The sequence below is a fragment of the Streptosporangium amethystogenes subsp. fukuiense genome (assembly GCF_042665875.1).
Lineage (GTDB): Bacteria > Actinomycetota > Actinomycetes > Streptosporangiales > Streptosporangiaceae > Streptosporangium > Streptosporangium fukuiense.
In genome coordinates this window covers 2,013,098-2,031,199 of sequence record NZ_JBHTEE010000001.1, presented here as the reverse complement: position 1 = coordinate 2,031,199, position 18,102 = coordinate 2,013,098, and the positions used below count along the sequence as shown (strand labels likewise).

Sequence of the window (18,102 nt, the reverse complement as noted above, 5' to 3'; positions counted from 1 at the left end):
TGGAGACGCGATGAGTCGAGCCGCGCTACTCCCTGACGCCGAGGGGATCGGCTTCCTGGTCGTCATCGTCCTGCTGGTCGGCCTGTCTCTCGCGCAGTTCGCGGGTCAGGCGTTCATCGTGAAGAGATGGCCGACCCGTACCTCCCTGGATTCCTTCTTCGCCAGGCGCCGCCGCAGGCTCGTCGACGCCTACCTCGGCGGATCGGGTCAGGCCGCTGACGGGACCGCGCTCTTCGTCCAGCTTCCCGGCGCGGCCGCGACCGGGCTGTGGGGGCTCAGCGCCATCGTCGTCCAGATCGACGGCAGCGGGAACGATCGTCTTCTGCCGCTGGCGCTCGGGCTGTTCGTCTCGGGACTCGTGCCGGGAATCATCGTGATCTGGCGGCGCGGGGTCGGCCCCCCGGAGAGGATCAAGCCCGTGTGGCTCATCGAGGAGGAACGAGAACGGGAGGCCGCCGGAGAGATCATGCGTTATGGGCGCGGCTGGGTCCGGATCCGTACGACGCGATAGCGGCCGAGCGGGCAGCAAGGAGAGCCGCCTTGTCGGGAACAGATCAGCCGACTCTGAACCGCGCCGGGATTGCTGGAGTACATCACTTCATCGGTTGGAAAGGATGAAGCCCATGTCAGGTCGATCTGGTTCGTCGCACCCCGCCCAGCGTCGGTATCCGCCGGAGTCGAAAGAACGGGCGGTTCGGATGGTGCGGGAGTCCACCGAGCAGTCCGGGGAGTCGTTCGGTGTCATCACCCGCGTTGCCCGGCAGTTGGGCATCGGGTCGGAATCGCTGCGCAACTGGGTCAGGCAGGCCGAGATCGACGGCGGTCAGCGGCCCGGGACCAGCACCGATGAGGCCAAGCGGATCGCCGAGCTGGAGCATGAGGTCCGTGAGCTGCGCCGCGCCAACGAGATCCTCAAGGCGGCGTCGGCTTTTTTCGCGAGGGAACTCGACCCTCGACCGCCCAGATGAACGCCTTCATCGACGCTCACCGCGCCCAGTGGGGTGTCGAGCCGATCTGCCAGGTTCTGCAGGCCGCGCCCTCGACGTACTACGCAGCCCGCACCCGGTCGCCGTCTGCGCGAGCGCTGCGCGCCACCGGGACCAAGGATGCGATTCCTCCCGGCCCTGAAGGACCGGGATTCCTCGCAAAGATTCTTGTTGAATGCCGGAGGCCGGCGCGGGCAAGGGCGTCTCACCCGCGTCCCTCCGGGCCGCGCGGTACTACTCGCATCCAGGCGTCGACGCGCCGCCGATACCTGCCATCCGGCCAGCTGGACCCGCCTATGATCTGCTACGCAAACCGTCAGGCCTTTTCGCCCGCGAGCCAGGCCGCCAGTCCCAGGTAGACGACCCCGCTGCCGACGTCCATCCGGCGTCGGGCCCGCGCCGATCGCCGGACGCGATCGGCCAGCGCTGAGCTGAGCATCGCGTACGTGCCGTCGCTGGCCATGCCCAACACCACCCAGACCAGCCCGAACACCAGCATCTGCGTGGCGACCGGCCCGGCCTCCGGGTTGGTGAAGCCCGGCAGGAACGCCAGGAAGAAGATGGCCGTCTTCGGGTTGAGCACGTTGACCACGAACCCTTCCCAGAACATGCGCCGCCCCGTCTGCCGCGGCATCTCCGCGATCTCCTCGCCGCCCTCCCGGCGTACGAGTTTGCGGACCCCGAGCCAGACGAGATAGGCGATGCCGGCGTACTTGACCACGGTGAACGCCGTCGCGGAAGCCGCCAGCAGCGCGCTGATGCCGAGCGTGGCGGCGGCCACGTGCACCAGCGAGCCCGCGTGCACGCCGAGCGCGGAGATCAGCCCGGCTGCCCGGCCTTGCGCGACGCTGCGGCTGACGATGAACACCACAGCGGGTCCCGGCACCAGCAGGATGGCGAGTGTGGCAGCGCAGAAGAGGGCGAGTGTCGCAAGATCAGGCATGGTCTCATCGTAAAGAGGTCGTCAAAGGCTTTCCCGCAGGGCCGGCAGCATCACCCGTACCCGTTAGGCAGGGCGATACCGAGTACAGCGACAACGCCCGTGATGAGACGGCCCTTGGCGGCAACCAGTCGGTGTCGATGGCCACGACCATCGACACGAAGGCGACAACCCGCATCAGGATCCCCTGACCACAGGCGCATCCGGTGATCGACCGGCGAGTGCCGAAGGGCACCTCCGCCGGCCGCAGGGGGTGCCGAACGGCATCTGGTCCACCGGCCGGCCGACCGGGAGGCTTGACGCATGAAATCCTTTGCTTCTGGCCGGTACGGCTACGCGGCCGCGCTGTGGGCGCTGCTCTACGGTGTGCTCGGCGCCGGATGGGCGCTGGGGATGCCCGGCTTCCCCTGGGGCGCCGAGGACCCCGACCCCGACGGGCAACTGTCGATCCTGGCCTGGACGACCCCGAGCTTCGGCTGGTGGATCGCCGTCTTCTCGGTGATCATCGCGGTGACGGCGCTGACGCTGAACCGCAGGAGCAGCAGTGGCCGGGATCACCTACATCAGGTCGAAGATCGCCGACCGATTTTCCTGGGCCGATTGGGGAGCCTGGCTGCCGGAATGCTTCTGGCAGATCTAGGGCGCCGTCCTGGCCATCGCCACCGTCTGCTACTACAGGCGCCGGAAGCCGGACGAGCAGCAGGCGGGGGCCGCCCACCTGGTCCTTGCCGGCGACAGCGCCGGGCGCTGAACCTCACGCGAACCGGTACGGGGTCTCTCACAGGCCCGCTGCTCAGGCGGGAGCATGCTCGACATCGCCACCGGAACCGGTGTGATCGCGCTTGCCGCACTGGAGAGATATCCGGACTCGACCGTCCACGCCGTCGATTTCTCGGAGCGAATGCCGGCGGAGGCGGCGAGGAAACCGGGGGCCTCCGCCATCACATGGCAGTATGCGGACGCCAACGAACTGCCTTTCGGCGACGACTCCTTCGACGCCGTCACGCACGGCTATCTCCTGCGGAACGTGGAGAGTGTCGAGCGCGTGCTCGAAGAGCAGTACCGCGTGCTCAAACCCGGAGGCCGGGTCGTCATCCTGGAGACCTGCCCGCCGCGCGGGCTGCTCCGTTATCCGGTGGAACTGGGAATCCGGATCGTGATTCCCCTTCTCGGCCGGCTGGTCGCACGCGATCGGCAGTCGTACGCGTACCTGCAGGAATCCACGCTCGGCTTCATGACTCCGCAGGAGGTCTCCGCGATTCTCCGCCGAGTCGGCTTCAGCTCCATAGCGTGGCGGAAGAGGTTCTTCGGCACCCACATGATCATATCGGCCGAAAAACGGTAAGCCTTTCGTGCACCCAGCAGAACGGGTGGAGATCTGCGGAGTATCGGGAAGGGACATCCCTGCTCATGGGATTCCCCGACCCGCCGGTGGCGACCGGGCCTCGGCCGCCGGCCGGCCGCCCGGGTCCCGGGCCTGACTCCGCCGGGCACCGCTGTCATGGTCGTCCTGCTGGGCGCGGGCCCGGCCCTGCGCTGTGTGGCAGCCCTCTGGCGCCGAGGTGCCCATCGATTTATAGTCATATCCATGACTACCCATATCCGTGAGTATTGAGCCGATGGCCCTCAGACATGCGGTGCTGGCGGCGCTGCTCGACGGCGAATACAGCGGATACCAGCTCACCAAGATCTTCGACATCGGCGTCTCCAACTTCTGGTACGCCGCCCCGCAGCAGCTCTACGCCGAGCTGACCAAGCTGGAGAACGGCGGCCTGATCACGGGCCGGGAGGTGGTCCAGCGGGGTCGCCCCAACAAGCGCGTGTTCAAGGTGACCGAGGCCGGGCTCGGCGAGCTGGCCGCCTTCGCCGCCACCCCGGCCAAGCCCCTGCTCATCCGCGACGACCTGGCCGTCAAGGTGCACGCCGTCGACCTGCTCGACCCCGCACCGGTGATCGAGCAGCTGCACGACCGGGCCCGGGAGGCCGCCGCCAAGCTGGAGGTCTTCGAGCAGCTCCTGCTGCGCCTGCGCGGCGAGCTGGACGAGGAGACATTCCTGCGTCAGGGCGAGCACGTCGGCCCCTACCTGTCCTGCCTGGCGGGATGCAGGCTGGAGCGCGAGACCCGTGCCTGGTGCCTGGAGACGGCGCGGACGCTCGGCGAGCGCATGGCCCGCGCCGCAAGGGAGACCTCATGACCGTCTACACGCGTTACGTCGCGCTCGGCGACAGCCAGACCGAGGGCCTCGGCGACGGCGACGACGTCAACGGCCACCGCGGCTGGGCCGACCGCCTCGCCGAGCACCTGGCCCGCGCCAACCCCGACCTCCTGTACGCCAACCTCGCGGTTCGTGGCCGGCTCGCGGGCCAGATCCGCTCGGAGCAACTGGCCCCCGCGCTGACGCTGCGCCCCGACCTGGCCACCGTCATGGCGGGCATGAACGACCTCATCCGCCCCGGCTGCGAGCCCGCCGCTGTGGCGGAGGTGCTGGAAGAGATGTACGCCGCCCTGACCGAATCGGGCGCACACGTGGTTACCGTGACCTTTCCGGATATTGGGAAGATCGCCCCGATGGCTCGGCCGCTCCGGCCCAAGGTGCTCGACCTCAACGCCCGCATCCGCGCCGCCGCGGCCCGCCACGGGGTCACGGTGGTGGACACGTTCGCGATGGAGTTCGTCACCGACGCGCGCATGTGGGGCACGGACCGGCTGCACGCGAGCCCGGCGGGCCACGCCCGCATCGCCGCCGCCATGGCCCACTCCCTCGGCCTGCCCGGCAGCGACGACACGTGGATGCTGCCCTTCCCGCCCTTGCCCCCGGCGGCGGCGTGGCGGGTGGCGGCGGCCGAACTGCGCTGGTTCGCCACGTTCGCGGGCCCGTGGATCGGCCGCCGCCTCCGCGGCCGCTCCTCGGGCGACGGCCGCACGGCCAAGCGTCCGGAGCTCACGCCGCAGGCCGGGCCGGCCACGAGCCCCGGCGCGCCGGGGCCCTCGGCCGGTCCGGGGGGCGAGGAGCATCCGTGTCGGATCGTGCGCTGAGGCTTCATCGTTTCCGAGCGCCCGCCGGATGGCGACTGCTTCGCCTACGTCGCCCACGACGGTGGACGTCACGTGGCAGTTGACACGGTCAATGTCCGCAGGCTGGAGTCCCGCGGCCGAGACGGCCTTGAGGATCGCCCGGACCTGGCCGGCGCCTGACGGATCGGCGCTATGACGTCGGCATCGGCTCGATCGGTGCGGGCGTCCGCGTGCAGGCCTGGTCCGCGATCAGGGCTCGGCTCTGCCGGTCGCCCATGCCCAGGCCGCAATGGCGACGCGGTTTCTGCTGCCGGTCTTGCGCGGGATGGCCGCGATATGGTTTTTCACGGTACCCGGGGCGAGGACCGCACCCGCCCCCCGGAACGCGCACACGCCCAGCCCTTCCAGCGGCGAGGCCGGCGTGAAGAAGCGCAGCAGCCAGGTGGCCGCGGCCATACCCGCCGCGGGCGCGGCCAGCACCGCCCGCCGAGCCCGTGCCGTTCGGCACCCTCCGCGGCGGCCGAGGGTGCCGACTCGACAAGTACGCCGGACTCGACCTGCACCAGCTGCGCCACAGCGCCGCCACCCACCTGGGCGGCGCCGAGGTGCCGGTGTCCACCCGTTATCAGATCGACCGCTTGAGATCACGCCGGGGTCTTGCCGTGGCAGCCGCGCACCGGACAAGATAAGTCGCTATACGTCTAACGACGCGCGCCTGGCACCAATGGAGGTGGCCTGTGACGATGGTCGGCTCGGCACTACCGCGCAAGGAGGACGCCGCGCTGCTGACCGGACGCGGCACGTTCGTGGACGACATCCATCGTCCCGGACTGCTCCACATGGTCTACGTGCACAGCACCGAGGCCCACGCGCTCATCACCGGCATCGACGCGGAGGCCGCCCGGGCACTGCCCGGCGTGCTCGGCGTGTGGACCGCGCGGGACTTCGCCGGACTTCCGCCCAGACCCTCGGTCCCCGGACTGGAACGCGGCTACCTGGCCGGCGAGAAGGTCCACTACGTCGGCGAGCCGGTGGCCGTGGTGGTCGCGGCCGACCGGTACACCGCCGCGGACGCGGCGCGCGCCGTGCGGGTGGAGTACGAGCCGCTGGCGGTGATGGCCACGGTGACGGACGCGCTCGCGCCGGACGCCGTGCCCATCTACGCGCCGCTGCCCGGCAACCTGGCCCTGGAACAGCAGGTGACATCGGACGAGGTGGCGGACGACGTGGCGGCCGGCCTGGCCGCCGCCTCGCACCGCCTGCGCGCCCGCCTGGTCAACCAGCGCTGCGCCGGCGCGCCGATGGAACCGTACGGGGTACTCGCGGACTGGACCGGGGCCGGGCCCACCGTGTGGGCCACGGTGCAGGCGCCGCACCGGGTACGGGCGGAGATCGCCGAGCGGTTCGGGCTCGCCAGACACCTGGTCCGCGTGGTCGCGCCCGACGTCGGCGGCGCCTTCGGGGTGAAGTCCTCGTTCATGCCCGAGCTGTTCCTCGTCCCCGAGCTGTCGCGCAGGCTCTGCCGGCCGGTCAAGTTCGTCGAGACCCGCAGCGAGCACATGGTGCACACCTACCACGGCCGCGACCAGCAGCAGGACATCGAGGTGGGCTTCGACGGCGAGGGCCGGATCCTGGCCCTGGACGTGACGCTCACCGTCAACATCGGCGGCGTGCCGGACCCGGTGGGCATCGGGCTTGCCACGCTCACCTCGTACATGCTCGGCGGCTGCTACCGGATACCGAAGATCGCGGCCCGCTATCGGAGCGTCGTTACGAATACCACGCCTACCGCCTCCTACCGGGGAGCGGGACGGCCCGAGGCGAGCTTCCTGATCGAGCGTGTCATCGACCTCGTCGCCCGTGAGCTCGGCAGGGACCCCGCCGATGTCAGGAAGGCGAACCTGATCCAGCCGGGCGAGATGCCGTACCAGACCCCGTTCGAGGGGATCGTGTACGACGAGGCCGACTACCCGGCCGCGCTCGACCTGCTGCTGGATGAGCTGGACTACGCCGGGCTGCGCGAGGAGCAGGCGCGGCGGCTCGCGGACACCCGCGCGCCCCTGCTCGGCGTCGGGCTGTCGACGTTCGTGGAGATGGGCGGCTTCGGGCCCACCCCGCTGTTCGAGCAGTTCGGCTACCTCGGCGGCTGGGAGTCGGCCAACGTCCGGATGCAGCCGGACGGCTCGGTGATCGTCCTGGTCGGCACCGCTCCGCACGGGCAGGGTCACCAGACCGCGCTGTCCCAGATCGCCGCCGACCAGCTGGGCGTGCCCTTCGAGGCCATCAGCGTGCTGTACGGCGACACCGCGGTCGTACAGGAGGGCACCGGCACCATGGGCAGCCGCGGGATGCCGGTCGCGGGCAACGCCGTGCGACAGGCCGCGGTGGAGGTGGCCGACCAGGCCAGGCGCATCGCGGCGCACATGCTGGAGGTCGACGCGGACGACCTGGTGCGCACCGGAGACGGCTACCAGGTCAAGGGCATGCCCGACGCGACGGTGTCCCTGGCCGAGGTGGCCGAACGCGCCTTCAAGCCACACCTGCTGCCCGAGGGCGCCGCGCTCGGCCTGGAGAACACCTCGTACTTCGAGCCGAAGAACCTCAGCTACCCCAGCGGCGCGCACGGCTGCGTGGTGGAGATCGACCGGGACACCGGGCAGGTGCGGATCCTGCGCTATGTCTGCGTGGACGACTGCGGCACCGTCATCAACCCGATGACGGCACGCGGGCAGATCCACGGCGGGGTGGCTCAGGGCATCGCGCAGGCGCTGTACGAGAAGGTCGCCTTCGACGCCGACGGCCGACCGCTCGCCGCCTCCCTGGAGGACTACATGGTGCCGGGGGCGCTCGACCTGCCCCCGTACGAGACCCACCACATCGAGACGAAGTCCAGCTTCAACCCGCTCGGCGCCAAGGGGCTCGGCGAGGCGGGCGCGACGGCCGCGCCGCAGGCCGTGGTGAACGCCGTGGTGGACGCGCTCGCCCACCTCGGCGTGCGCGACGTGGAGATGCCCTGCACGCCGGAACGAGTCTGGAAGGTCATGCACGATGCGAGTTGAGATCACTGTCAACGGGCAGCCGCACACCCGGGAGGTCGAGCCGCGGCTGCTGCTCGTCCACTTCCTGCGCGACGTGCTTTCGCTGACCGGCACGCACGTCGGCTGCGACACCTCCAGCTGCGGCGCCTGCACGGTCCTGCTCGACGGCATGGCGGTGAAGTCCTGTACCGTCCTGACCGCGCAGGCCGACGGCTGCGCGGTCACCACGATCGAGGGCCTGGCCGGGCAGGACGGGCTGTCGCCCGTACAGGAGGGCTTCCGGCAGTGTCACGGCCTGCAGTGCGGGTTCTGCACGCCCGGCATGGTCATGGCCGCCACCGCGCTGCTCACCGAGCGGCCCGACCCTTCGGAGCAGGAGATCCGCAACGGGCTGAAGGGCAACATGTGCCGGTGCACCGGCTACCAGATGATCGTCGAGTCGGTCCAGTGGGCGGCAGCGAACGGAGGCGCGCGATGATCCCGGCGGCCTTCTCCTACGTGCGCGCGGGCTCCGTCCAGGAGGCGCTCGACGAGCTCTCCCGGCACGGTGGCGCCGCCAGGCTGCTGGCGGGCGGCCACTCGCTGCTACCGGCGATGAAGCTGCGGCGGGCCGAGCCGGGCGTCCTGATCGACATCGGCAGGCTCGGCGAACTGGCGTACGTCAGGGCGGACGGCGACCGGATCGCGGTCGGCGCGCTCACCCGCCATCGGACGCTGGAACGCGACCCGCTGGTGGCTGAGCACGTGCCGCTGCTGGCCGCCGCCGCGGCCCGGATCGGTGATCAGCAGGTGCGCAACAGGGGCACGATCGGCGGCTCGCTGGCGAACGCGGACCCGGCCGCCGACCTGGCCGCCGCGGTGCTCGCCCTGGACGGCGTGCTGGTGGCCCGCGGCCCGGCGGGGGAGCGGGAGATCCCGGCGCGGGAGTTCTTCACCGGCCGCTGCCGGAGCGCGCTGGCCGCGGGCGAGATGCTCACCGAGATCCGGCTGCCGGCCGCCACGGGCCGGTCGTACGCGTTCGAGAAGTTCAGCCGCCGCGCCCTGGACTGGGCCGTGGTCGGGGTCGCCGCCCAGGCGCGGCCCGGCGGCGTGGCGGTCGCGCTGATCGGCATGGGGCCGACGCCGGTGCGGGCGACAGCGGTGGAGGAGGCGCTGGCGGCGGGCACGCCCTCCGCTGAGGCGGCGCGACTCGCGGCGCGGGGCTGCGAACCGCCGGACAACGCGGCCGCGAGCGCGTCCTACCGCGTCCACCTCGCCGAAGTCCTGGTCGGCCGCGCCCTGGCGGCGCTGTGAGTGCGTGGTGGCCGAGCCGGTCCGTCACCTCATCGAACCTGCCCTGCGCCAGGTGCGGGTGCACCAACGCCCGGACCGTGAAAGAACCATCACCCACCGAATTCTTGATCTTGTCGGGTGCGATGAGGTGAGTGCGGAGACGGCCTTGGGAGTCGATTGTCTTGCACCGGGGAAGCGAGTGGGCCGCGATGAAGGCGGTGGCGGCGAAACCGGACCGGCAAGACGCGGCAGGGACGACGTTACGAGACAGCCTTTGGGGTCGGGGCTCGGCCCGGCGGCTGAGAGCGCACGTCAATGGCTGAGGTCGAGTTCCAGCGTGCGGCAGGTCGGCGTGACCGGCCCCAGCGACCGCGTCGGCGCGAACGGCTGCCCAGGCTCTCCGGCGCACGGATGTTCCTCGTCCCGGATGGCCGGCTTCTCTTTGAGATCAGGTCGGCTGACAGCCAGGACGGACCCGGTGTGTTCAGCGGCCGAGGAAGGCGCCGGTGGAGGCGCGGATCGCGGATACGAACGCGGCTATGGCCGGGTGGGTGGCGGCGCCTTGCCGGTAGGCGATGTGGGTCCGTCTGCGGATGGACAGCGGGATGAGGCGGACACCGGCCGGGGGCTGCGCGGCGGCCAGCTGCGGTACCAGCGAGACGCCTTGCTCGGCCGCGACCAGTGCGAGCACGGCGGCGAAGTCGTCGGCGTGGTGACGCGCCCGGGGTGTGAAGCCCGCGCTGCGGCAGACGTGCAGCGTAACGGTGTGGCAGAGGGTGCCGGGGCTGGCCATGATCCAGGCGGCGTCTCGCACGTCTCGTAGCGGGCCGGTCTCCTCGGCCGCGGGTGCGGTGCCGGGCACCGCGAGGAACACCGTTTCGTCCAGCAGCGGAACCGTGTCCAAAACGGGATCCGGCTCGATCGGCACGACGTCGTAGTCGTGCAGCAGCCCGACGTCGAGCCGCCGCTCGCGCAGGGCGTCCGGCACCGTGACCGGGTCCAGCTCGGTCACCGTCAGCTCGAGCTCGGGGTGCCGGCGCCCCAGTGCGACCAACGCCGCCGGGAGGAGGGTACGGACCGCGGTGGGGAAGGCGCCGATGCGCAGTGGGCCGGACAGGCCGGTGGCCAGCGCGGCCAGCGCGGCCGTCGTCTGTTCCAGAGCGGTGAGGACCACCTCGGCGTGCTGTACGAGAATCCGGCCGGCCGTGGTGAAGGTGACACGCCGGCCGGTGCGTTCCAGCAGTGCCACGCCCGCTTCTCGTTCCAATGCGGACAGCTGCTGGGAGACCGCCGAGGGTGTGTAGGTGTGCGCTTGCGCGACGGCGGCGATCGTGCCGAGGCGGGAAAGGTCGCACAGCAGGCGTAGGCGGCGCACATCGAGCATCAGCACAGCTTACGGTTTCGTTCAGGGATGTGAACTGGACCTTACTGATTGGCCTGCCGGATGCTGAGACCATGACGCTTACCGGTGTGTACGTACCGCTGATCACCCCGTTCGACGCCACCGGTGCCGTGGCCCTCACCGCACTGGAAGCCCTGGCGCACGAGGTGCTGGACGCCGGCGCGTCGGGTGTCGTGGCACTGGGCACCACCGCGGAACCGGCATCGTTGACCGCCGCGGAACAGCGTGGCGTCGTCGATGTGATCGCCCGGGTGTGCCGTGAGCGTTCGGCGCCGCTTGTGGTCGGCGCCGGCACGGTGGAGGCGGTGCAGGCATTGCGCGGGCGCTCAGAGGTGGTCGCCGCGCTCAGTGTGGTGCCGCCGTTCCTGCGGCCCGGCGAGGCGGGGATCATCGCGCACTTCGCGGCTCTGGCCCTGGCCGGCCCCGTCCCGCTCGTCGTCTACCACGTCCCCTACCGGACCGGGCAGCACCTGTCCGCCGACACCGTCCGGCGGCTGGCCGATCTCGCCGGTGTGGCCGGCATCAAGTACGCCGTCGGCGGGATCGACGCCGATGCCATCGAGCTGCTGGCGGACCCGCCGGCCGGCTTCGCGGTGCTGGGCGGCGACGACGCCTTCATCTCGCCTCTGCTGGCCTTGGGCGCGCACGGCGGCATTCTGGCCTCGGCGCACTTGGCCACGGCACGATTCGTCGAACTGGTCGACGCATGGCACACCGGCGCCACCTTCCGGGCCAGAACGCTCGGTCACCGCCTCGCCGCCATGTCGAGCGCGATGTTCGCCGAACCCAACCCCACCGTCATCAAGGCCGTCCTGCACGCACAGGGGCGCATCCCGACCGCCGCGGTACGGCTGCCGCTCCTGCCGGCCGGCCCCGGCAGCGTGCGGGCGGCGTTACGGCACATTGACGCCGACGCACGGGGCTGACGACCGCGCGGATTCGCGCCGGGCACGTGGTGCGTGAGCCGTGAGGTCACCCGGACCCACATGGACCCACACGGACCCGCACGGGCTCGGCCGGATCCGAGGTCGCCTCTCAGGACGCCGGTCGTCCGAGGTAGGTGTGGGTGCGGGTGTAGGCGGTGAAGCCCATGGACTCGTAGAGCCGTTTGGGAACGGGGTAGCCGGCGTCTCCGCGGGAGTAGACGATGGCGCGCCGGCCGCCGGCGTCGGAGAAGGCGCGCATCACCGCGGTGCAGACAGCGCGGGCCAGGCTCTGCATGGCGCGTAGCGCCGTGGGATCGGTGTACTCACGGCGTCGCATGGCCGCCATGCTGCCCGCTCCGCCCTCGATCGGGCAACGGGATTACCCGGCGCCCGGCGGTCTGCCGCACTGCCGGGCGCGTGGCCGGCGAGCGGTGCGGCAACGCCGTCGGGCGCCGGCTCACGCCCCCTGGAACGGAGTTCCTGCACCGCTACCGGCCGGATGCCGGCCGGTAGCGGTGCAGTGCCTCGACCTGCTCGTAGGACGGGACGCCGGCGGTGACCGGTTCGCCATCCGCCACGCCCAGCGCCGTGGTGACGGCCGCGTGCAGTGCCGCCCGGAACAGCAGTGACCCGTAGCTGATCCGGGCCACGCCCAGATCGGCCAGCCGCCGCACCGGCACGCCGGGCCGGACGAGCACGTTCAACGGCACCCCGGCTCCCGCCACCAGCGCCTCGATGTCGTGCTCGGTGCTCGCCCCCGGCACGAACACCCCGTCGGCGCCCGCCTCGGCGTAGGCGCGGGCCCTGGCCAGCGCCAGGGCCCGCGCATCCGGCAGGCCCAGCCAGAACGCGTCGGTCCGGGCGTTGAGGAACACCCGGGGAACCCGTCGCTTGACGGCGGCGATCAGTTTCGCCTGCGCCGAGGCATCCGCCAGGCCGGTGCCGCGCCCGTCTTCGAGATTGATCCCCGCCACCCCCAGCCCGGCCAGTCGCGCCACCAGGTCGGCCACCTGGCCGGGCGTCCTGCCGAACCCCGCCTCGATGTCCACGGTCACCGGGATCCCCAGCCCCGTGATCGTCCGTGCCAGTGCCAGCGTCTCCTGCCGCGTCGCCCGCCCGGCGTCCGGTTTGCCCGCGGCGGCGGCCACTCCCAGGCTTGTCGTCCCGATCGCGGCGAACCCCGCCCGTGCCAGCGCCGCCGCGGAGGCGTGGTCCCAGGCGCAGGGCAGCAGCAACGGCTCATCCGCGTGGTGCAGCGCCCTGAACCGCTCGAACGTCATCGGGCCACCGCCTCGACCGTTCCGGCCGCCAGCGCCAGCGCCACCCGCCTGCCGGGGCAGGCCCGTGGCCCCGCGCCGAACGTCAGGTGCGACAGGGCCCGCGGGTCCCGGTTGGCCGCCGCGATGTCGAGCACCACGGCCCTCCCGTCGCCGGGCGCCCTGCGCCGCAGCGTCCGGACCGGAGGATCGCGGCGCAACGTCTCGTCGAGCAGTTCCTCCACCGTCTGCTCCACCGTCTGCTCCACCGGCCGGGACGCCGCTGCCCTGGCCAGCGCGCCGCGGACCAGTCCGGCCGTGGGGCCGCATGCCTGGGCGAGCAGTCCCGCCAGCACGGCCAGCCGCTCAGGAGCCGGGTCGCCCAGGAGTCGCGCCAGCCGCGCCAGTCCTTCATCGGCGGCCTCGGTGCCCACCTCTTCGGGTCCCGGCAGGTAGGCCGGGGCGAGCGCCGTGACGGCCTCCACCGCCGACGGCCCGTCCTGGACCGGCACTCCCAGCGCGACGGCCAGCACCAGCACCGGGATCAGTTCCGGGGGACAGGGCGGCGGGCCGGTCTCCTGTGAGGCGAGCCGGACCGCCTCGGCGCGTAGCGCGTCGGGGTCCAGCCCGGCCAGCACCGCCTCGCCGGCGGCCCGGCGCCCGGCGTGTGTGGATCCCTCGGCGAAGCGGCCGACCGCACCGCGCAACCATGCCACGCTCAGCGCGAACGGCGGCCGCGGTACGGGGTCGACGGTGAACCGGGGATCGGCCAGCACGGCCCGTACCTGGGCGTGGCCGCTCACCACCAGCGGGTCAGATGTCATGACCGGCAGGCTAGAGGCCGGACGCTTCGGCGCCCACCGAAGCGTTCACGTGGCCCGACGGCGGTTGCGGGACTTCGGCTCCTTGCGGGGCGGCCACCTCGGCTATGACCGTGCCCGCGTCCTGCTCGACAAGTACGCCGGTCTCGATCTCAGCAGCTGCGCCACAGCGTCGCCACCTCGTCGGTATAGACGGGCGGGACGGGCATGTGCCGGCGGAAGGACCGGCCGGCCGCCACCAGCTTCATCAGCACGTCCTCGCGCAGCGTGCCGGCGACACGGCGCCGCAGCGCACGAGGAAGCAGGGTGGCCATACCGCCGACGATGACCCACCGGGGGAACCACCCGGTCATAGGCAGCGAAGTACTTGTCACGGGTGGAGTCGCTGGTGAAGGCGGACGGCCGGTAGGGGGTGCGCATGGTGAACTTCATCCCCTTTGAATGGATACATTGGTGTCCCGCTTCGCGGCAATCCCGAAATCCAGTGAACCCGTTTCCTGACCAGCGGTGATTTTCGCGGCTGGTCAGGTCCGAGAACTCCTCGCCGCCGTCTTCTTGGTCAGAGGGCAGGTGGCCGCCTGCCGGCGTCAGGTGAGGCGAAGTAGGCGGCGCTCTCGGCGTCCGTCGGGTAGTACGACTCGATCGCGACCTCGTCCAGGGTGATGTCCATCGGAGTGCCGAACGTGGTGGTCGTCGAGAACAGCCGCAGTTCCCGCCCGCCGAAGCGGAAGATCATCGGGATGGCGACCTCGGACTCGACCGGTTGACTCGTGTCCCCCGAGTGGGGGGCCAGGAGTTCCTCGTAGAGTTCGGTGAGCTCGGGGTCGGGAGCCGTGGCGAGCTGCCGTGTGATCCGGACACGCAGCAGCGCACGCACCTGCGCCAGGTTGACGATGTGCGGAGCGAGCCCGCGCGGATCCAACCCCAGCCGCACCATGTTGATCGGCGGGGCCAGCAGGTCGGGGGCGACGCCGGCGAGGAACGGGTCGATGGCGCGATTGCTCATCACGATGTTCCACCGGCGATCGATGGCCAGTGCCGGATACGGCTCATGCGCGCGCAGCACCCGTTCGATCGCGCCCCAGGCCGCCGACAGCGCCTCCTGATCGAGCGGCCGCTCGGCATAGCGGGGCGCGAAGCCGGCAGCCAGCAGCAGCCGGTTGCGCTCACGCAACGGCACGCCGAGCTGCTCGGCCAGCCGCAGGATCATCACGGCGCTCGGGCGGGACTTGCCGGTCTCCACCAGGCTGACGTGACGAGCCGACACATCGGCGGCGATTGCGAGATCCAGCTGGCTGAGCCGACGGCGATGCCGCCACTGCCGCAGCAGTTCCCCCACCGTGTACATGGACGACGATGCTACTCATCGGGAAGCCGGACGCCATGAAATGGGATTTCATCGACAACCATCCCGGACGGTGGAAACACTGCTGCCCGTGACTACGCAGAACATGACCCACGACAACAAGAACATCGTCCAGCAAGCGCTGACGGCGCTGGTCGCGACCGGCGACGTCAACGCGCTCGCGCCCTTGCTGAGTGAAGACTTCCTCCACCACCGGCCGGACACGACCTCCCAGACGAAGCCGGAATGGCTGGCCGCCGTGGGCGCCGCGCTCGCCCCACTCACCGGCATGCAGGTCGAGATCCAGCACGTGCTGGCCGACGGCGAACATGTCGTGATGCACTCACGGCGCCGACTGCCCGATGCCGGGCCGGAGATCACGGTCATCGATATCTGGCGGCTCAACGACGGTCTGATCGCCGAAGCATGGGAAATCATCGAGCCGGTGTCCCAGGCGGCCGCCAACCTGACCTGGTGGGAGATTCGCTGATCGCCGACTCGGCCGCGAACCGGGCGCCGCGGCCGTGAACACCGGGGCATCGGGGGCGGCCCGATGCCCCGCAGGCCGGTCCGGCAACCAGATGGTCACCGCCGCCACGCCGACCGGCCGCCGCCAAGCTTCGCAGACCCGTGGACGCTGCACCAGCTGATCCTGTGGCTCACCCCGTTCACTCGGTCACGGCGCCGCCGGGCGGCACGAATCTCGGCGTCGGCGACCTTGTCGTCCAGCGGCGCGTACAGCTGGGTGGTTTCGGTGCCGGCGTGGCCGAGGCGGCGGCGGACGGCCTCGATCGATACCCCGGCGTTGATCAGCTCGGTGGCATGCGCGTGACGCAGCCGGTGGATATCGAGATCGCCCCTGGCTGCGGCGCAGTAGCGCTGCCGGCTGACAGAACTGGCCTGTTAGCCGGGGCGGCGGAGGGTGCGGCGCACGGCCAGGCCGCCGAGGGCCGCCGAGGCGAGCGTCAGGATTCCCGCCTCGGTCCATTGGAAGCGCCAGAACCTGGACGGCGGATGATGGTACACCGCGTACCGGTAGCCTTTGCCGAACATGCACGCCTGCCACACCCTGGCGTTCTTGTCGCTCTGTCCCACGTCCACCCGGCGCGGGCAGCCGCTGTCCGACGGCTCGGCGATCTCTCTTCCCGACGGTTCCACCCAGGCGGTGCTCACCAACCGGGCGTCGTGGTCGTCCAGCACCACGGTGCCGGACAACTCTGTACGTGCCGGCTCGGCGTAGTGGTCGCTCAGCTGGAACAGCGTGAACATCGTCACCGTCACCCCGGCCACGACCAGTGCCATCGCGGGCAGCGTCCGCCGGAACAGGGTGCCGGCCGCGGTGCCGAGCGCGAACGCGTACAGCCACCACGCCGCCGGCTCCACCCCGACCATGTTGAACACGCCGATGTTGCCGAATGTGGAGTCGACCCCCTCCCTGAACACCGGCCGCCAAAGGCTCACCATGAGCGACAGCAGCAGCCCGCCCGCCACGACCGCGCCGCCCAGGGCGGACAGTTTGACCGCCAGCCACCGCCACACGGGTACGGCCTGGGTCCAGGCCAGGCGGTGGGTACCGCGCTCGTACTCGCGGCCGAGCAGCGGCGCGCCCCAGAACGCCCCGATCAACGCCGGCGCCACCAGCGGCATCCAACCGAACACCGAGTAGACCGCGTCGTAGCGCTGCCCGAGCGCCACCACCAGGTCGCCGCACGCCAGGGCGGGCCCGGGGCAACCGGGCGGGGCGTGCTCGGCCACGTACCAGCTCGCCTCCACGGCCGAGCCCAGCAGCAGCACCCCCAGCAGCGCCAGGAAGCCCGCCGTTACGAGGATCTGCGCCCGGTGCTGGCGCCACGTCACCCAGATCACGCGCCCGCCCCCGTCAGTTTCGGCAGTGCCGCCGACTCGGGGTTGCGCAGGTAGCCCATGACGAACTCCTCCAGCCCGGGGCGCCGCGCCTGCCAGCGGGGGTCGAGCGGGGGCACGCCCCTGACCAGCATGCTGACCTGCCTGCCGGTACGGCTCGCGCTCACCACCTGCGTTCCCGCCATCGACGCATCGTCCGGCCCGGTGAGCACGAGATGCCCGTCGAGCAGTTCCTCGGTGTCACCACTGACCTGTAGCCGGCCCCCGTTCAGCACGACCAGCCAGTCGCACGTCTCCTCCAGGTCGGAGACGACGTGTGAGGACAGCAGTACGGTCAGCTCCCGCCCGGCCACCTCCGCCATGATCGAGCGCATCACGTCGTGGCGGGCGAGGGGGTCGAGGTTTGCCAGCGGTTCGTCCAGCACGAGCAGGTCGGGCCGGCTGGCCAGTGCCAGTGTGACCGCCACCTGTGCCTGCTGCCCGCCCGACAGCCTGCTCACCTTCCGCTCCAGCGGGATGCCCAGCCCGGCGAGCCGGTCAGCGGCGGCCTCGTCGTCCCAGTGGGTGTTCATGCGGCGGCCGAAAGTGAGCATCTCGGCGACGGTGAAGTTTTCGTACAGCGGCTTGTCCTGTGCCACAAACGCCGCCTGGCCGGCCACGCGGATGCTTCCCAGCGCGGGCCGCAGCAGGCCGACGGCCGCGTGCATGAGTGTGGTCTTGCCCGCGCCGTTGGGGCCGACGAGCGCCGCCACGCGCCCCGTTGGCACGGACAGCGAGCAGTCGCGCAACACCCACGTGTGGCGATAACGGACCCCGAGCCCGGTCGCCTCCAGCGCGGAACTCATGCCACGCCCTCCTTCGCGGCGTCGGCCAGGACCACGGTGAACAGCGCTCGCAGGTCCTCCTGATCGAGCCCGGCCGCGCGGGCCTCGCGCACCCACGCCTCCAGATCGCGCCGCAGCCGCGTGTGCTCGGCGAGTGTCGCGCCCGCGATGCCCTGCCGGACGAACGTCCCCATCCCCGGCCGCCCCTCGACCAGCCCTTCGCGCTCCAACTCCCGGTACGCCTTGAGCACGGTGTTGGGGTTGATGGCCAGGCTCTCGACCACCTCGCGGGCGGTCGGCAACTGATCGCCGGGTCGCAGCGTGCCGAGCCGGAGCGCCTGTTTGACCTGGTGAACGAGCTGCAGGTACGTCGAAACCCCCGAGCCGCGATCCAGGTTGAACTCGATCAACCA

At 71.2% G+C, this 18,102-nt stretch carries 22 protein-coding genes, 2 pseudogenes and 1 other annotated feature; of the genes and pseudogenes, 10 read left to right on the top strand and 14 right to left on the bottom strand.

Annotated elements, in window-relative coordinates:
- The first annotated feature begins 10 nt into the window (after positions 1 to 10).
- Together ACFQVD_RS08685 and ACFQVD_RS08680 are read left to right on the top strand one after the other, a co-directional pair.
- Positions 11 to 511 (top strand): hypothetical protein, encoded by a 501-nt coding sequence (locus ACFQVD_RS08685; protein WP_343971254.1) that lies wholly within the window; start codon positions 11 to 13, stop codon positions 509 to 511.
- Between the two features lie 112 nt (positions 512 to 623).
- Positions 624 to 968, top strand: coding sequence for a transposase (locus ACFQVD_RS08680; protein ID WP_343971259.1), 345 nt, complete (start codon positions 624 to 626; stop codon positions 966 to 968).
- Positions 926 to 1,039: a sequence feature (AL1L pseudoknot), on the top strand. (Overlaps the previous gene by 43 nt.)
- Positions 1,040 to 1,302: 263 nt before the next feature.
- Here ACFQVD_RS08680 and ACFQVD_RS08675 read toward each other — a convergent pair.
- Together ACFQVD_RS08675 and ACFQVD_RS08670 are read right to left on the bottom strand one after the other, a co-directional pair.
- Positions 1,303 to 1,929, bottom strand: a complete 627-nt coding sequence (locus tag ACFQVD_RS08675) for a LysE family translocator (protein ID WP_343971262.1) — start codon at positions 1,927 to 1,929, stop codon at positions 1,303 to 1,305.
- A 356-nt stretch (positions 1,930 to 2,285) separates the two neighbouring features.
- Positions 2,286 to 2,432: a hypothetical protein gene (locus ACFQVD_RS08670; RefSeq protein ID WP_343971265.1), complete on the bottom strand. Its 147-nt coding sequence runs from the start codon at positions 2,430 to 2,432 to the stop codon at positions 2,286 to 2,288.
- Positions 2,433 to 2,722: 290 nt separating this feature from the next.
- On the opposite strand from ACFQVD_RS08670, the pseudogene ACFQVD_RS08665 reads away from it, so the two are divergent.
- From ACFQVD_RS08665 to ACFQVD_RS08655, 3 genes and pseudogenes are all read left to right on the top strand, one after another.
- Positions 2,723 to 3,271, top strand: a pseudogene (locus tag ACFQVD_RS08665) (class I SAM-dependent methyltransferase); the annotation flags it as partial.
- 274 nt (positions 3,272 to 3,545) lie between these two features.
- Positions 3,546 to 4,121 (top strand): PadR family transcriptional regulator, encoded by a 576-nt coding sequence (locus ACFQVD_RS08660; RefSeq protein ID WP_343971268.1) that lies wholly within the window; start codon positions 3,546 to 3,548, stop codon positions 4,119 to 4,121.
- Positions 4,118 to 4,963: an SGNH/GDSL hydrolase family protein gene (locus tag ACFQVD_RS08655; protein ID WP_343971271.1), complete on the top strand. Its 846-nt coding sequence runs from the start codon at positions 4,118 to 4,120 to the stop codon at positions 4,961 to 4,963. Before ACFQVD_RS08660 ends, ACFQVD_RS08655 begins: the two co-directional genes overlap by 4 nt.
- Positions 4,964 to 4,975: 12 nt before the next feature.
- On the opposite strand, the pseudogene ACFQVD_RS08650 reads toward ACFQVD_RS08655, so the two are convergent.
- A pseudogene (locus ACFQVD_RS08650) lies at positions 4,976 to 5,122 on the bottom strand (beta-ketoacyl-ACP synthase); the annotation flags it as partial.
- A 69-nt stretch (positions 5,123 to 5,191) separates the two neighbouring features.
- The gene (locus ACFQVD_RS08645) at positions 5,192 to 5,398 is read right to left on the bottom strand and encodes a hypothetical protein (protein WP_343971273.1); all 207 of its coding nucleotides are present in this window, start codon (positions 5,396 to 5,398) and stop codon (positions 5,192 to 5,194) included.
- Positions 5,399 to 5,685: 287 nt separating this feature from the next.
- On the opposite strand from ACFQVD_RS08645, the gene ACFQVD_RS08640 reads away from it, so the two are divergent.
- From ACFQVD_RS08640 to ACFQVD_RS08630, 3 genes are read left to right on the top strand one after another with little or no spacing between them, the layout of a single operon-like run.
- The gene (locus ACFQVD_RS08640; protein WP_343971385.1) at positions 5,686 to 8,001 is read left to right on the top strand and encodes a xanthine dehydrogenase family protein molybdopterin-binding subunit; all 2,316 of its coding nucleotides are present in this window, start codon (positions 5,686 to 5,688) and stop codon (positions 7,999 to 8,001) included.
- Complete coding sequence (locus tag ACFQVD_RS08635; protein WP_343971277.1) at positions 7,991 to 8,458, top strand: (2Fe-2S)-binding protein; 468 nt, start codon at positions 7,991 to 7,993, stop codon at positions 8,456 to 8,458. Before ACFQVD_RS08640 ends, ACFQVD_RS08635 begins: the two co-directional genes overlap by 11 nt.
- Positions 8,455 to 9,273: an FAD binding domain-containing protein gene (locus tag ACFQVD_RS08630; RefSeq protein ID WP_364152210.1), complete on the top strand. Its 819-nt coding sequence runs from the start codon at positions 8,455 to 8,457 to the stop codon at positions 9,271 to 9,273. The genes ACFQVD_RS08635 and ACFQVD_RS08630 overlap by 4 nt, the downstream gene beginning before the upstream one ends.
- A 463-nt stretch (positions 9,274 to 9,736) precedes the next feature.
- On the opposite strand, the gene ACFQVD_RS08625 is transcribed toward ACFQVD_RS08630, so the two are convergent.
- Positions 9,737 to 10,636: a LysR family transcriptional regulator gene (locus tag ACFQVD_RS08625; protein WP_343971282.1), complete on the bottom strand. Its 900-nt coding sequence runs from the start codon at positions 10,634 to 10,636 to the stop codon at positions 9,737 to 9,739.
- A gap of 71 nt (positions 10,637 to 10,707) precedes the next feature.
- Between ACFQVD_RS08625 and ACFQVD_RS08620 the strand changes: the two genes are divergently transcribed.
- Entirely contained in the window at positions 10,708 to 11,580 is an 873-nt protein-coding gene (locus ACFQVD_RS08620; RefSeq protein WP_343971285.1) for a dihydrodipicolinate synthase family protein, read from the top strand.
- 109 nt (positions 11,581 to 11,689) lie between these two features.
- On the opposite strand, the gene ACFQVD_RS08615 is transcribed toward ACFQVD_RS08620, so the two are convergent.
- From ACFQVD_RS08615 to ACFQVD_RS08595, 5 genes are all read right to left on the bottom strand, one after another.
- Positions 11,690 to 11,917 (bottom strand): hypothetical protein, encoded by a 228-nt coding sequence (locus ACFQVD_RS08615; RefSeq protein ID WP_343971288.1) that lies wholly within the window; start codon positions 11,915 to 11,917, stop codon positions 11,690 to 11,692.
- 151 nt (positions 11,918 to 12,068) lie between these two features.
- On the bottom strand, positions 12,069 to 12,860 hold the full coding sequence (locus ACFQVD_RS08610) for an isocitrate lyase/PEP mutase family protein (RefSeq protein ID WP_343971291.1): 792 nt from the start codon (positions 12,858 to 12,860) through the stop codon (positions 12,069 to 12,071).
- On the bottom strand, positions 12,857 to 13,660 hold the full coding sequence (locus tag ACFQVD_RS08605; protein ID WP_343971294.1) for a cytochrome P450: 804 nt from the start codon (positions 13,658 to 13,660) through the stop codon (positions 12,857 to 12,859). Before ACFQVD_RS08605 ends, ACFQVD_RS08610 begins: the two co-directional genes overlap by 4 nt.
- Before the next feature lie 149 nt (positions 13,661 to 13,809).
- On the bottom strand, positions 13,810 to 14,010 hold the full coding sequence (locus ACFQVD_RS08600; RefSeq protein ID WP_343971297.1) for a hypothetical protein: 201 nt from the start codon (positions 14,008 to 14,010) through the stop codon (positions 13,810 to 13,812).
- 206 nt (positions 14,011 to 14,216) lie between these two features.
- Positions 14,217 to 15,005, bottom strand: a complete 789-nt coding sequence (locus ACFQVD_RS08595; RefSeq protein ID WP_343971300.1) for a helix-turn-helix domain-containing protein — start codon at positions 15,003 to 15,005, stop codon at positions 14,217 to 14,219.
- Positions 15,006 to 15,075: 70 nt separating this feature from the next.
- Between ACFQVD_RS08595 and ACFQVD_RS08590 the strand changes: the two genes are divergently transcribed.
- A complete protein-coding gene (locus tag ACFQVD_RS08590; RefSeq protein WP_343971303.1) occupies positions 15,076 to 15,492 on the top strand; it encodes a nuclear transport factor 2 family protein in 417 nt (138 codons plus the stop codon).
- A 95-nt stretch (positions 15,493 to 15,587) separates the two neighbouring features.
- Here the strand turns inward: ACFQVD_RS08590 and ACFQVD_RS08585 are convergent, their stop codons facing one another.
- The 4 genes from ACFQVD_RS08585 to ACFQVD_RS08570 are packed head-to-tail and all read right to left on the bottom strand — an operon-like array spanning position 15,588 to position 18,099.
- Complete coding sequence (locus ACFQVD_RS08585; protein WP_386274292.1) at positions 15,588 to 15,848, bottom strand: tyrosine-type recombinase/integrase; 261 nt, start codon at positions 15,846 to 15,848, stop codon at positions 15,588 to 15,590.
- 57 nt (positions 15,849 to 15,905) lie between these two features.
- On the bottom strand, positions 15,906 to 16,868 hold the full coding sequence (locus ACFQVD_RS08580) for an ABC transporter permease (protein ID WP_343971306.1): 963 nt from the start codon (positions 16,866 to 16,868) through the stop codon (positions 15,906 to 15,908).
- Positions 16,865 to 17,710, bottom strand: coding sequence for an ABC transporter ATP-binding protein (locus ACFQVD_RS08575; protein ID WP_343971309.1), 846 nt, complete (start codon positions 17,708 to 17,710; stop codon positions 16,865 to 16,867). The genes ACFQVD_RS08580 and ACFQVD_RS08575 overlap by 4 nt, the downstream gene beginning before the upstream one ends.
- Complete coding sequence (locus ACFQVD_RS08570; RefSeq protein WP_343971312.1) at positions 17,707 to 18,099, bottom strand: GntR family transcriptional regulator; 393 nt, start codon at positions 18,097 to 18,099, stop codon at positions 17,707 to 17,709. Before ACFQVD_RS08570 ends, ACFQVD_RS08575 begins: the two co-directional genes overlap by 4 nt.
- Between the last annotated feature and the right edge of the window lie 3 nt (positions 18,100 to 18,102).

Coding starts and splice junctions, on each gene's coding strand:
- ACFQVD_RS08655 (WP_343971271.1), top strand. CDS start 4,118: ATGACCGTCTACACGCGTTACGTCGCGCTCGGCGACAGCCAGACCGAG.
- ACFQVD_RS08615 (WP_343971288.1), bottom strand. CDS start 11,917: ATGCGACGCCGTGAGTACACCGATCCCACGGCGCTACGCGCCATGCAG.
- ACFQVD_RS08630 (WP_364152210.1), top strand. CDS start 8,455: ATGATCCCGGCGGCCTTCTCCTACGTGCGCGCGGGCTCCGTCCAGGAG.
- ACFQVD_RS08625 (WP_343971282.1), bottom strand. CDS start 10,636: ATGCTCGATGTGCGCCGCCTACGCCTGCTGTGCGACCTTTCCCGCCTC.
- ACFQVD_RS08575 (WP_343971309.1), bottom strand. CDS start 17,710: ATGAGTTCCGCGCTGGAGGCGACCGGGCTCGGGGTCCGTTATCGCCAC.
- ACFQVD_RS08595 (WP_343971300.1), bottom strand. CDS start 15,005: ATGTACACGGTGGGGGAACTGCTGCGGCAGTGGCGGCATCGCCGTCGG.
- ACFQVD_RS08605 (WP_343971294.1), bottom strand. CDS start 13,660: ATGACATCTGACCCGCTGGTGGTGAGCGGCCACGCCCAGGTACGGGCC.
- ACFQVD_RS08675 (WP_343971262.1), bottom strand. CDS start 1,929: ATGCCTGATCTTGCGACACTCGCCCTCTTCTGCGCTGCCACACTCGCC.
- ACFQVD_RS08640 (WP_343971385.1), top strand. CDS start 5,686: ATGGTCGGCTCGGCACTACCGCGCAAGGAGGACGCCGCGCTGCTGACC.
- ACFQVD_RS08660 (WP_343971268.1), top strand. CDS start 3,546: ATGGCCCTCAGACATGCGGTGCTGGCGGCGCTGCTCGACGGCGAATAC.
- ACFQVD_RS08635 (WP_343971277.1), top strand. CDS start 7,991: ATGCGAGTTGAGATCACTGTCAACGGGCAGCCGCACACCCGGGAGGTC.
- ACFQVD_RS08610 (WP_343971291.1), bottom strand. CDS start 12,860: ATGACGTTCGAGCGGTTCAGGGCGCTGCACCACGCGGATGAGCCGTTG.
- ACFQVD_RS08645 (WP_343971273.1), bottom strand. CDS start 5,398: ATGGCCGCGGCCACCTGGCTGCTGCGCTTCTTCACGCCGGCCTCGCCG.
- ACFQVD_RS08685 (WP_343971254.1), top strand. CDS start 11: ATGAGTCGAGCCGCGCTACTCCCTGACGCCGAGGGGATCGGCTTCCTG.
- ACFQVD_RS08680 (WP_343971259.1), top strand. CDS start 624: ATGTCAGGTCGATCTGGTTCGTCGCACCCCGCCCAGCGTCGGTATCCG.
- ACFQVD_RS08670 (WP_343971265.1), bottom strand. CDS start 2,432: ATGATCACCGAGAAGACGGCGATCCACCAGCCGAAGCTCGGGGTCGTC.
- ACFQVD_RS08600 (WP_343971297.1), bottom strand. CDS start 14,010: ATGACCGGGTGGTTCCCCCGGTGGGTCATCGTCGGCGGTATGGCCACC.
- ACFQVD_RS08620 (WP_343971285.1), top strand. CDS start 10,708: ATGACGCTTACCGGTGTGTACGTACCGCTGATCACCCCGTTCGACGCC.